9 protein-coding genes are annotated in these 12,988 nt (G+C 36.7%); 4 read left to right on the top strand and 5 right to left on the bottom strand.

What is annotated here, in order from left to right; genetic code table 11:
* Window positions 1-11 precede the first annotated feature (11 nt).
* Window positions 12-626 carry a Tat proofreading chaperone DmsD gene (gene dmsD, locus ACFFHT_RS01085; protein ID WP_382372656.1) on the top strand — a complete coding sequence of 205 codons (615 nt, stop codon included), beginning with the start codon at window positions 12-14 and terminating at the stop codon, window positions 624-626.
* Between the two features lie 2 nt (window positions 627-628).
* Entirely contained in the window at window positions 629-1,174 is a 546-nt protein-coding gene (gene napF / locus ACFFHT_RS01080; RefSeq protein WP_382372654.1) for a ferredoxin-type protein NapF, read from the top strand.
* Window positions 1,175-1,205: 31 nt separating this feature from the next.
* Here napF and ACFFHT_RS01075 read toward each other — a convergent pair whose 3' ends face one another.
* The 5 genes from ACFFHT_RS01075 to ttrB form a co-directional block, all read right to left on the bottom strand.
* Window positions 1,206-4,709 carry an autotransporter family protein gene (locus ACFFHT_RS01075; RefSeq protein ID WP_382372652.1) on the bottom strand — a complete coding sequence of 1,168 codons (3,504 nt, stop codon included), beginning with the start codon at window positions 4,707-4,709 and terminating at the stop codon, window positions 1,206-1,208.
* A gap of 625 nt (window positions 4,710-5,334) precedes the next feature.
* Window positions 5,335-5,472, bottom strand: a complete 138-nt coding sequence (locus ACFFHT_RS01070; protein WP_382372650.1) for an ESPR domain-containing protein — start codon at window positions 5,470-5,472, stop codon at window positions 5,335-5,337.
* Between the two features lie 221 nt (window positions 5,473-5,693).
* Window positions 5,694-8,783 (bottom strand): tetrathionate reductase subunit A, encoded by a 3,090-nt coding sequence (locus tag ACFFHT_RS01065; protein WP_382372648.1) that lies wholly within the window; start codon window positions 8,781-8,783, stop codon window positions 5,694-5,696.
* Entirely contained in the window at window positions 8,776-9,813 is a 1,038-nt protein-coding gene (nrfD, locus tag ACFFHT_RS01060) for an NrfD/PsrC family molybdoenzyme membrane anchor subunit (protein WP_382372647.1), read from the bottom strand. The genes ACFFHT_RS01065 and nrfD overlap by 8 nt, the downstream gene beginning before the upstream one ends.
* Window positions 9,810-10,541, bottom strand: a complete 732-nt coding sequence (gene ttrB / locus ACFFHT_RS01055) for a tetrathionate reductase subunit TtrB (RefSeq protein ID WP_382372645.1) — start codon at window positions 10,539-10,541, stop codon at window positions 9,810-9,812. Before ttrB ends, nrfD begins: the two co-directional genes overlap by 4 nt.
* Before the next feature lie 132 nt (window positions 10,542-10,673).
* On the opposite strand from ttrB, the gene ACFFHT_RS01050 reads away from it, so the two are divergent.
* Entirely contained in the window at window positions 10,674-12,377 is a 1,704-nt protein-coding gene (locus ACFFHT_RS01050) for a sensor histidine kinase (RefSeq protein ID WP_382372643.1), read from the top strand.
* A 2-nt stretch (window positions 12,378-12,379) separates the two neighbouring features.
* Window positions 12,380-12,964, top strand: coding sequence for a response regulator transcription factor (locus ACFFHT_RS01045; protein WP_382372641.1), 585 nt, complete (start codon window positions 12,380-12,382; stop codon window positions 12,962-12,964).
* Window positions 12,965-12,988: the final 24 nt, after the last annotated feature.

Genomic DNA, 12,988 nt, shown 5'->3' with positions numbered 1-12,988 from the left:
AGGAGGAACATATGGAACAACAGCAGGATGGATTTTTAGCTTGGATCTCAATGAGTGGTAGTTTTTTAGGTGCACTATTTTATTTTGAGCCAAGCCATCCGAAAGCAACAGGATTAGTTAAAGCAATCAATGAGATTAATTGGAAAACTAACTGGGTTCCTCCTCTTATCAATGATTCAAATAAAATTAAAAAACTTCTTCGTCAGACAGAAAATATTTCTGAACAATTTCAACGCCAATTTATTGGCCCTAATGCAATGCCAGCTCCACCATGGGCATCTGTTTATCTAGATCCTGAAGCAGTAATTTATGGAAATTCCTTAATTGCGTTGCGTGAGTTTATGACAAGAAATGGGCTTAAAACGCAAATTGAAGGAAATGTTCCTGAAGATCATATTGGTTTAATGTTAATGTTAGCTTCCTATATCGCAGATGCTAAACCAGATGTATTAAAAGAATATTTATCGGAACATCTCTTTACTTGGGTTTGGCGTTATTTAGAATTATTAGCTTCTCAAGAAGAATCGCCTTTCTATCGAGGATTAGCTTTAGTAACACAACAGACCTTAGCTTATTGGCGAGAAGAACTTCAACTTGATTTAATTGAAGCACCTCTATATTTCTAAGTATGGACAAAGACGAACGTTATTATTCAGCTTATTTGGCGCATAACCAAATTTCACGTCGCAGTTTATTACGTAGTCTTTTTACTGTTCCACAGTCACAATATATTGAAGAAAAAAGAAGGGCAAATAGACCTCCTTTTGCTGCAAAGGAGAGCCTTTTTTTGTCTGTTTGTACTGGATGTGGTGAGTGTGTAAAAGTATGTCCTTATGGGTTAATTGAAATACAAAAAAATTATCCAGTATTAGATTTACAGTATTCTGCTTGTGATTTCTGTAAGGCTTGTGCGGAAGTTTGTCCAACGCACGCGCTACACCCTGCTTTTAAGGCAGACACAGAATTACGTCCACAATTTTTATCTTCTTGTATACGACAACAAAAACAAGTTTGTACAACTTGTGAACAACGATGCCCAACACAAGCAATTCATTTTGTTCAAGAAACAGAATCTTTGATGGTGGATGCTGAACGTTGTAATGGTTGTGGTGAATGTAAAGTAAGTTGTTTTATGCAGGCTATTCGATTGGAGAATTATTTAATAGGCAGTTAACTTTAACTGCCTATTCATTTAGATTAAAACATTATTTCCAAGTAAATTTCATACCAATATTACCACGATAGCCATAACGTTTTGAATTATTCAAAGAATGTTCATAACGCACATCACCATAGAAATAACAATCTTTTAGTAAAGGAATCTGAACACCTAGCCCAATTTCTGCCCAAGTTGAAACATACTTTTCTTTCACTTTATCTGTTCCAATTGAAACAGCATTTGGTTGCAAGAAATCATGCCATACATTGGCCAATGCATAGAGCGTATGTGTATTTAGATTTTTATCTTCTCCATTATAAGCAAAGCGAATACCTACCCGACCACGTAAACTATCTTGTTGATGTTGATTTACCTTTCTTTCACCATCATTAATATTTTCTAAATCAAGATATTGATAGATCAATTGTGCTTGAGGTTCAATTAGCCAACCATTGTTGTTAGTTGTTTTTTGACTAAGTAAAAATGGTAAGCCTACTTCAGATGAAAATGCAACTCCCCAACCATCTTGACTAGCCAGTTTATTACCATTCGATAATTGATATCTGTTATGTAACAAAGAAGCTTGAGCGACAAGATCGACATATCCACCATTTTTAGCGTAATAAGTATTGGTAATGCCTAAACTGGTCATTTCAGCTTTACCTTTACCGACAAATTTATCATTGCTAATAACACCATTTTCAGATCGATATAAATCAAAGAAATCTGTATTCGCACGGTTATAGGCTACATAAATGCCCGTGAGTTGGTGGCTGTCATCTTCACCTTTTCTTATACTAAAATCGTGTCCAAGTTGAACGCCATAAACATCCATTTCTGAATTTAAACGTTGTTTACCATTCTGATGCAGATTTTTTCCATAAATACGTCCCCAACTTTGTCCATTGGCTTTTGCGCATTCAACGCAATTATCCCAAGCGATAATTTGGTTTTCACCGCGTCTTTCGTGTAATGAGCTAATCGAATCGAAACCTTGCTCTAAATTCACACGAGGCATATTTACATATCCAGAAGTTGATGGTGTATAAATAGGTTTCGGATCAGGTTTAGGGTCTGGTTTCGGTTCTGGGTTAGGTTGTGGATCGGGTTTAGGGTCAGGTTTTGGTTCTGGATCGGGTTTTTGTGGTTCTTCAGCATATACTGTCCAATAATATTCATCCACATTATCAACAGTACGTTTTGCTAATTGAATTTCGCTTACACCTGATGATTTCGCTGTCCCCACAAAAGCAACTTCTGGGCTCGCTGTATTTACTTTCACAACAGGTATCGTGTTTTGTAATTTATTTGCTATCACTTGCACATTACCATCAATCACATTTTCATCATCATTTTTCGCCATTGGAATAATTTGTGTTTGACCTTTGGCACTACCTGTAATAATGAGCTGATCGGAAAGAGAATTTTCGGGTGAACCTGGCGCATTCCAAAGAGTATTCATACGCAAACTTGCATTATTACTGCCCTCATAATTACCATCAATAGTAAGGATATCACTGTAACTTGCTCGATATGGACGATTATCTAAATTGATAATTCCACCTTGATTGATGACATTACCTCGCAAAATGTAATGATTATTACTAGGTTCAGCATAAGCCACATTGACTATTGCACCAGAGGAAAGCGTTAAGGTATCAAAATAAGCCACATTATTATCGATAGCCGAATCGTTTTTCTTTAAATTCCAAGTAAAACCATTACTTAGATTGATATTTAGCGTTGGTGCAGATCTTAGTTTAACGTTGTTTAATAAGTTCTTTAACTGATCTAAACGAGCTAATTCTGTTTGTGGATTAAACGGATCATAAAGTAGATTTCGTTCAGGCTTTTCAAAAACATCCTCTTCATTATCAATTAAATTCTCTGTTTCAGTAGAAGGTGGATTTTCTATATTTTGACGGATTTGTGCTTTTTTGTTCTCAATATTGGCAAGTAAGTCTGCAATTTGTTGTTGTTCCTCTTCTGGACTGAGTGCGATTTGTCCTTCAGAGGTTTTAACCGATCCTTTATACACCAATCCTGTCATACTACCTTTATCTGTTCCAGTAAAGGTAACGCTAGTCTTGTCAAACATAAATGATCGATAATCTCTTGGATCAATAAAAGAAAGCACGTTTTCGTTATCTTGGGACGTATCACGAATATAGAGCGTTTCTACATTTGGACCGAAAGAATTAGGATCGGTCGTATAATTACCACTCACATTAATAATGTAGCCGTTATTATTGGCGGTGAGATCGGTTTTATCACCAGAGAAATTAAGTTGAACATTATTTTGCCCTTGATCGATAAAGATAAGATCGGAACGTTTAATGGCGGTAAGAGGTGTGTTATCGCTTTCTAGAAGTGCTAGATCATTTTTTTTATCTTCCAATTCTAAAATAGGGGGTTCACTCTGGATATAGTCATTATTGAAAGAATCATTTTTATTTTGATTAATAAAATCAATAATTGGATTAGTGCTAGTACCTGTTGTAGTAAAGATGGCATTATGAAAATTAGCTGTCAAATTATGTGATTCGGCTTGAGCTTGTTTCATAGCAATTACAGGATTACCATCAATTATGAATCTATCCTTTTGTGGATAAGGTGTGTAATCAGAAAATGGTGAAAAGCGGTAATCACCAAGAAAATCAGCGCTAGGTTGTTCAGTATTTTGTTTATAAAAACCAAGTACTTCATCAAAGCCACCAATTTGCAGTGCATAACCATTAGTTTTAATCGTTGTTGAACTGCTGGAAGCACTAGCATCAAGTAAGGAATTATGTACCATTTTAATTCCATTACTATAAGGCATATCAGTAGTATCAATGATTAATTCACCTTGAGAACGTAAAATCCCTGCGCCAGTACCACTGGTTGATGTATATTTACTAGGCCCTACAACTCTTTTTCTACGGTTTGTTGTGCTTATTTCTGCTTCTTCTTGATTAGGATAGAGAATATGTTCTGGAATATCGGCTACTTTGCCTAATTTCACTCCATAGCTATCCAATTTAAACCAAGGAGAGGTGTTTTGTTTTATCTCATCGTTCTCTAATTTCAATAAAAGCGGATCTTTTTTATTGATTGGTAATTCAATTGGTTTATCTGGTAACTCAATTGGTTTGTTTTGTAACACAATCCGATTGGTTTTACCGTTTAATAGTACTTCCGCAATATCGTTAGCGTATGTTGAAATTGTTGGTTTTAAAGCGTCTTGATTTGTACTTCCTGAAGCATAAATCCCAATATTACGCTGCCCAATTAAACGCAGATCAAGATTGCCATTAACTTTAACTAATCCTGTGTCTAGTGCATCAATATATTTGGCAAAAGGATTTGAGTCTCCATTATAGGTATAACCAGGATAATTCCAATGTCTTGCTTGTGAAGCTCTAATCCCAACATTTAGTCCTGTAAAAGCGGGACGATAGTTTTCATTATGGCTTAGGAACCTAAACATCTTTTGAGGAGTATGATCGGTGACGATTAAAGGATCCTCGGTTAATGTTTGTGTTTGCGTCAGATTATTGACTTCAATCACTGTTCTACCACTGCGTACAAGTTTATTTACAGGGTCTGTATTGAAAATCTCATTTAATCGATCTGTTGCAAAAATACCTACTATGTTCTCATCTTCAGAGGTTGCAGAGGCAATTTGTTTCCCAGTTAAGTTTAACGTTACATCTTGCGCCTTAAGATTAATTAGGTTAGTGAGTTGAATACCATATAGATGGGTGAATAATGGTCGTGCAGGACTATAACTGTCTGAACTGTTGAAAAATTTATCTTGAGTAAGATCAAATTTTAAATTTTTAGCATTAATGGTAAATATTGAATTCTGGTGTGGTTGGTAATCAACTAAGGAGATGGCGTTAAGAAAGCGAGGAAACCCATTATGATATCCGAGTGAGTATGTAACTCCGATATCAAGATTACCGATAGTTAGTCCAACAGAATTAGGTCCAATTTGTATTACATTACTGAAAGTAAAGCTGTTTGTTCTATCGTAGGTTGCTGTAGTGTCAGGAATTTCGCATGCTTTTTCAGAATACCCTGTAGAATAAATATATTCACCATACTTAGGACTGAATTTACACGTTTCGGCAAAACTAAAGGAGGAAAAATTGAATAATGCTAATGCAAGAAAGGTTTTATAGAAAAATTTTTTACGATAAGTTGCTTTGTTGATAGTGTGGCCAATTATCCCCCCCCATAGAGGATTTTACTTTTGTTGAACTAAGTTCGGAACAAACAACCCAAGAATGCGTAGTTTGGCTCCATTTTATTTTATAAATTTTGTTCATAGCACTTCTCCTGTATGTAGTATCAAAAAATAGATATGTAAGATAAAATTTAATTAATCTTTAAATAGATTACATAATTTATAGTATGAAATCATTATTGCCATATCACTTTATTTTATATTTGTGATATTTCTCAAAAGTTGACCAATTTCAGAAAAATTTGTAAACAAAAAAATAAGGTGCTTCCTTGCACCTTATTGATTTTATGTGGGGGTATGAAACTAAATTTTGCGTAATTTGGCAGGCAATCCTTGTCTTACCGCAGAACCGCAAACCCAATCCAACCAAGGGGATTTAATTTCCTTGGTATCATCCAATAATCCAAGATCATTAATATTTACCCCTTGTTTGATAATGTTATTACCAGCAATAACTTTGCCATCAATTTCATAGCTAGTCGCACCTAATTGTTTATGACCATAGCCATGCTCGATTGCAATCGTACCTGGTATGACGCCATCAAGTACCATTACTTGTACATTTGCTTTACCACCAGGTGTAGCTAATTCAACTAAGTCGCCATGTGCAAAACCAAATTTCGTTGCATCTTGACTATTCATTGCCACAATACCGCTTGGTTTAATACTATGTAAACGTAGTAATGGTGCAGTAATACTACTCATTAAATTAGATTTAAAAGAAATTAATTCAAATGGCCACTCTTTTTTCGGATAACGGCTTTCAACTGTACTATTATCCGCAAATTGTGGTGCAAAATATTTTGGACAACCGTGGTAATGTTTACCATCATGATGATGGCGAGCTTTTGCTACTGTAGGATTCCAAATTTGCAAACACTCTTTCCATTTCCCTGTCATATTGTCATCTTCCCAGCCACTATTGTATGGTGCAAAACGTCCTCCCTTACAGAAGATAGTGGCTGCTTTTAAGACCTCTTCTTCTTTTAATGTTTTGCTAAGTAACGGCATAATACGTTCTACTCCAGAAAGTAAGCGATCTTCTTGAGTCGCATCATTTACTGGCTGTTTACCATCAAAAGCAACATTTGCAGCAGCCCGCAAGAAATAATCTTCACTACAATTTAAAGGATAAGTTTGCTGTTGGTTATCACTAATCGCATTTTCACCAAAGCCTGGTAAGCCCATTGCTTTAGCAATATGAATAATGAATGTTTCCATACAAATAGTTTCACCTTGAGCATTTTTAGCATTAGCGGATTGTATAATTGGCCAACGAGCAGTTGTAGTTTTGGTTGGAACACCTGCCCAAGGCGTACTAAATCCCCAACTTTCAAAGTTATGGGTATCTGGCACGATATAATCCGCTAATGCGGTGGTTTCATTCATAAAAGCATCGATTGCAATAAAGAGTGGCAACACTTTAGGATCGCGTAATTTTTCCTCTGTGATATGGTGGATACCAGTCATACCATATAATGGATTGGTCATATGGCTGATCCACGCTTTTAAAGAATACGGATAGCCCTGCAAAGCAGATGTAATCATTTCTGACATTTGACCGCCAACAAATGGATACCATGCAGCGCGTGCAGGATAAGGAGATCCTTGTGCAGCACGGCGTTTAAACTCGCTAGAGTTTTCATACGCTTTTTTACTACGAGCGAGGTTAGTTCCTTTTGGTTTTACCATATTTGGGAAAGAAGCAAGGTTATAACGAGGACCAGGTGCAAAATCTTTGAATTTGCCTCCACCAACACTCATACCGCCTTTCTTATTCATATTCCCGATCATAACATTCAACAAAAGGATAGCCCATGCGGTATAGAAACCATTACTTTGCATAGTGCCACCATGTGTAATTGCTGCTGCTTTATGGCCATGAGAAGTAAATTTGTCAGCGAGTGCAGTAATGGTATTGACTGGTACACCAGATAAAGTCGCATACTCTTCTAAGGTATGTTCTAAACAAGATTCTTTTAGTAAGGTTAACGCTGATTTAACTGCAACAGTAGAACCATCTTTTAAGGTAATCGTTTCATCTACCCATAATTGGGCTTTTGTAGAAGATTTTGCTGCAACAAATTGATTATCTTCTACATTTTTGACGATATTGTAATTTTCCACGACCTTATCATCTGGATTTGGTGCAATATCAAACAGATCTTGCTCAACCAATGGTTGCCCAAAACGAGGGTGTTTCTCATCACTAATAATCAAATGAGTAGCATTGCAGTAACTTGCTGCACCAGCTTGTTCCATGGCAAATTGGCTTGGTAAAGCAAGATAATCAGCGTTATAACGTTCGTTTTCAATAATCCAACGTAACATAGCCAGTGATAAAGCGAGGTCACCACCTGGTAAAACAGGCACCCAACGATTATTTTGTGTCGCATGAGTTGAAGTTAACTCTAAACGTGGGGAAACGACAACATAATCAAAATCTGACTCAGCACGTTTTTTCGCAAGTTGACGTGCTTGTCGTTTAAATGGATTACCTGATTGGGCAGGTGATGTTCCCATAAATAAGATAAATTCACAATTATCCCAGTCTGGTTTTGCATGAGCATTGTTATTAAGGTCGTTCATTACTGCACCAGATCCAGCACGATATGAAAGACCACAATAAGAACCATGAGAGGCGAAATTAATAGTACCAAAGCTACCATTTGCAAAACGTTGCAGTAATGGTTGACGACCTTCTGGACCAGCAAAAGTAACAAATAATTGATTAGCTTTTGGACCAAAGTCAGGATTTTCTTTATCAACTGGAGTAGATAAATCACGAATGGCTTTTAATCCATCAACATGACCTTCACCAAAGAGGTCTCCACCATTTACGACTTCCTCAATAAGTTGTTCAAAACTGATGGTTTTCCATTTCCCTTCCCCACGTTTTCCAACACGTTTTAATGGTTGGGTAAGGCGATAAGGACTATTAACACCTTCCATAAATGCGGCACCACGTGCACAAGCAGTAGAACGATTTTCTAAACCAGATTCTCCTGCAACACTAAGTTCTGCTTGTTGTAACGAACTGTTATAACTAAGGTATTCATCAGCAGAAAGCGGATGATAAGGGTTACCACTAATACGAATGACTCGATTTTGTTTAAGATCGACTCTTGCACGTAAACCACATAGTGTCCAGCATCCCATACATTGTGTATTGCAAACAATTTGTTCTGAATTAGGGATCACTTTCCCTTGTGCTATCTGATATTCAGGTGCAAGAGAATTACCATGTAAGTGATGTTGTGTTTTTTCGCCAGAGGTGCCATTAAACACACCATGGGCAATCTCTTTCACTTTTGGTGAATAACCAGCGGCAAAGGTTGCAGCACCACCAACGACTAAACCACCTTTAATTAAATTACGACGTTTATTATCCATGATGGTACTCCTTATTAATAAAAGTGAAAATTTGCCATAAGATCACACTCACAGCGACCCATAAACCAAAGACAGATAACATACCTAGTGCGCCATCAACGCCCCAACTAAAATGGTATGGATTTATTAAAGCGTTATATTTCGCTACGGTTTGTACCTCAAGTAGCAATACCCAACGTACCATAGCGGTAAGAATAAGAGAGGCAATCAATAAACATAGCTGTATTATCAAATTACGCCCACTAATTAGTGCAAGTATTAATGTGATAACCCAAATAACTAATGTGATGTTGACAGTAGGACGATGTTGCCAGAGAAGCGATAAATCATAATGTGTTGCACTTGAGTGGAAGTCGATGGCAAACACCGTTGCCGCTAATAAAACTAGGCTAACTAACATTAAAGGCTTCATTAAGATAGATGTTGTTTCACCAGTTGCAAGACGAATAGCGAAATGGATTAACATTAAAGCACTTGGTAATGCACTAAAAATAATTAAAGGGATTAACCAAGGTTGATTCCATAAAGGACGAGCTGCAACATTATAGACTTCCATTGAGGTATAAAGGAGGATCAAAATACTGCTGATAATGGTTAATACACGGAAAATTTGACACCATACGACGTTATTTACGTTACCAAGATAGATCCAAGAAAGCCATGTTTGAGTTGCTCGTTCAGGAAGTTGGCGTACTAAGAAGAGTACATACCCAATCAAACTTAGCAGAAAAATTGGTAAGAAAATTGAACCCCAAGCCATCCAAGACCAATTTGCAAGATAAGCATAGAAATGCCAAACTCGGCCAGGCTGGTGGAGATCTGCAGTTAATGCAATTGGTGCCACAATGGCAAAACTTAATGCAACCAATAAAGCGATTAATTCAGCTCGAATGTTATAAGGCTTAACAAAAAAATGTAGGCAAATTGCTGTTAAAATGGCACATAATGCAATGCCGATAAAAAAGAAATAACTAACAGCCCAAGGTAACCAAGCAATAGCTTGCGGTTCAACTAAAACTTCACGGATCATAATTTTTCCTCCATTCCTTGCCAAAGCATAGGTTGGCCGTTAACACGACTGACAAAGGCTTCATCTAAACCCAAGTAGAAGACGTGTGGTTGAGTACCTGCCTCAGGTTTTAATACTTTGAGTTCATTGACATGACTATCAAATAGTTTTCTGATTTGACTGTTTGGGTCGGCGAGATCACCAATAATTCTTGCTCCACCAACGCAGCTTTCAACACAAGCTGGTAATAGACCTACTTCTAAACGATGTGAACAGAATGTACATTTATCTGCTGTTTTAGTTTCTTCATTAATGAAACGTGCATCATAAGGACACGCTTGTACACAATAAGCACAACCAACACAGCGTTCGTTATCAATGACGACAATGCCATCTTTTTGTTGATAAGTTGCCTGAACAGGGCAAACTGGCACACAAGGTGGATTATCACAATGGTTGCACAAACGAGGTAATAAAACATTATTTACCGTTTGCTTGCCATCCGTAATTTCATATTGACGTACAGTAGTGCGAAATTCACCAATCGGTGTTTGGTTCTCAATGTTGCAACTTACGGTACAAGATTGACAACCAATACAACGGCGTAAATCAATAATCATTGCATAGCGATGTTTTTGATCGCCACCTCGTCTTGGTGGCTGAAAAGCAACACTTTGCAGTGGTACTAAACTTGCACCAAAAGTCAGTGCAGTGAGTGTTTTGAGTGTTGTTCGTTTACAACTATCCATAATGTTCCCCACAATCATCGTTTTATGTTATTGTTCTAGCGTATTGTTATTTAACTAAAATTTGGTAACTATTGTGGTTTACCACATAAATAGTATGGGTATTGATCTGAGTCAAAGAAATAGGAGGGAATTTTGCGCAAGTTAGGCATACTTTGTGGCTATTGCTTGATGTTCTTAATGGCAATTCCCAATGTGATGGCACAAACATGGAAAGTGGGGGTGTTAGCACAACGAGGAGAAAGTTATGTTTTCCAACATTGGCAACCTTGGATTGACTGGTTAAATCAACAAGTTCCACAACAACATTTTCAATTAATCCCTTTACAACTTGATGAACTCTCCAAAGATAAGGCAAAAAATGTTGATTTTGTCTTAACCAATCAATCGCAATTTTTCTATTTAAATGACAGCACAGTACGTTGGTTAGCTACCTTACAATCACCACGCCAAAAACATTCAGATAGCGGTAAGGTTGGTAGTGCAATTTTAGTAAAAGCAAATAGTCCATTTCATCAATTAACGGATTTAAAAGGAAAAACTTTAGCTGCAGTTGGACAAAATGCTTTTGGTGGTTTTTTATTAGGCTATAACGTCTTGTACCGAGCTGGTTTAGAAGAAGGGGAAGACATATTTTTCCGTTTTAGCGGATTTCCTGCGGACAATACTGTGTTGTGGCTACAACAAGGGAAAGTGGATGGGGCGATAGTACCTGTTTGTATGTTAGAGGACTTAGCTGCGGAAGGTAAGGTTAAACAGCAAGATTTTCGAATACTTGCTGCACAATCCAATGATATTGGTTGTTGGTCTAGTACAATGTTATTGCCAAATTGGTCATTAGCGGCAATGCCACAAGTACCTGATAGTTTAGTGAAAAAATTAATGACAATCCTACTTAGTGATGTTATTCCAGAAACATTACCTCAATGGAATCCCCCTTATTCTGATCAGCAAGCAGATAACATTCTGCGTAATCTATATCGTCATCCTCAACAACAAAGTTTATGGGCGGATGTACGTTATTGGATTTCACAGCATAAATGGCAAGTATTGGCAGGATTGTTATTTATTTTATTGAATTATCTTTGGATCAGTTATCAAGTACACCGTAAAAGTAAAGCATTGACCCAAGCTCATCACGAAATGCGACTATATGAGCGACAATTAATAAAAGCTGATCGTTTAAGTATTTTAGGCGAAATGAGTGCTGGAATTGCTCATGAAATAAACCAACCATTGACTGCGATTGGTATGTATAGTGAAGGGTTAAAACATCAACTAAAACAACGATCTGACTCAACAACAGAACTAGCAATTTTAGATAAAATTCAGACGCAAATTGATCGTAGTCGGCAGATTATGCGTAATCTAACTGGTTGGGTGAAAGGTAAAGAAGATGAAGAAATACAATTACTAGAAGTAAAACCACATTTAGAGAAAGCGATTGATTTTATAAAAAAACATTACACTTCACAGGCAGAAATTAAATTAATTTGTCATCAAAAATGGCAAGTTAAAATGAAAAAAACAATGTTAGAACAAGTGATTTGTAACTGTTTATTAAATGCTTTACAGGCACAAGCAGATACAATAATTGTTAAGGTTACTGAACAACAGACACAATTACAGATTACTTTAATTGATAATGGTATTGGCTTTTCAGAAGAAGAGTTAGCTTTTCCATTTGTACCATTTAGAAGTCGAAAAAAAGAGGGATTAGGTTTAGGACTAACCCTCTGCCAACGTTTGATGCATTCAATGTCTGGCGATATTCAGCTTCATAATCGCCAAGATAAAAAATGGGCAGTCGTTGTGTTGGAATTACCATTGGAGAAATAGCCATGAAAATTCATGTGGTGGATGATGATTCAACAATTTTAGATGCAGCAACCTTTATGTTGACACAAGCAGGATATGAAGTGATTAGCTGGTCGGATAGTAGATTATTTCTGGAACAAATTAATCCTTTTGAGCCTGGTGTGGTCCTATTGGATATGAAAATGCCGCACTTAGATGGTCGTCAAGTTCATCGTCTATTGAAACAACAAAATAGCCTACTACAAGTTATTATTATGACTGCTTTTGCAGATGTGCAAATGGCAGTGAATGAATTAAAAGAAGGTGCAGTTGATTTTTTACAAAAACCAGTAGCACTGGATCAATTAAAAATTGCACTAGATAATGCCATTGCTCGCAGTGAGAAACGTTATCTGCAGTATCAAATTGAACAATGCTATCAACAATTAAGTGAAAAAGAGAAAGAAGTGCTAACTCTGGTGTTAGATGGACAAATTAATAAACAAATTGCCGAAACATTGAATATTGCCGTTCGCACAGTAGAAGTCCACCGTTCACATATTATGGACAAAATGAAGGCAAAAAATTTAGCTGATTTAGTAAGAAAAGTGGATTTATTGCAAGAATAAAAAATGAGAGGGTAACCCCTCCCA

This window comes from Gallibacterium melopsittaci (genome assembly GCF_042433085.1).
In the GTDB taxonomy this organism is placed as follows: domain Bacteria; phylum Pseudomonadota; class Gammaproteobacteria; order Enterobacterales; family Pasteurellaceae; genus Gallibacterium; species Gallibacterium melopsittaci.
Note: the sequence above shows the minus strand (reverse complement) of the source record. Positions and strands in the feature narration are given on the sequence as shown.

Coding starts and splice junctions, on each gene's coding strand:
- ttrB (WP_382372645.1), bottom strand. CDS start 10,541: ATGGATAGTTGTAAACGAACAACACTCAAAACACTCACTGCACTGACT.
- ACFFHT_RS01065 (WP_382372648.1), bottom strand. CDS start 8,783: ATGGATAATAAACGTCGTAATTTAATTAAAGGTGGTTTAGTCGTTGGT.
- ACFFHT_RS01045 (WP_382372641.1), top strand. CDS start 12,380: ATGAAAATTCATGTGGTGGATGATGATTCAACAATTTTAGATGCAGCA.
- nrfD (WP_382372647.1), bottom strand. CDS start 9,813: ATGATCCGTGAAGTTTTAGTTGAACCGCAAGCTATTGCTTGGTTACCT.
- ACFFHT_RS01070 (WP_382372650.1), bottom strand. CDS start 5,472: ATGAACAAAATTTATAAAATAAAATGGAGCCAAACTACGCATTCTTGG.
- napF (WP_382372654.1), top strand. CDS start 629: ATGGACAAAGACGAACGTTATTATTCAGCTTATTTGGCGCATAACCAA.
- dmsD (WP_382372656.1), top strand. CDS start 12: ATGGAACAACAGCAGGATGGATTTTTAGCTTGGATCTCAATGAGTGGT.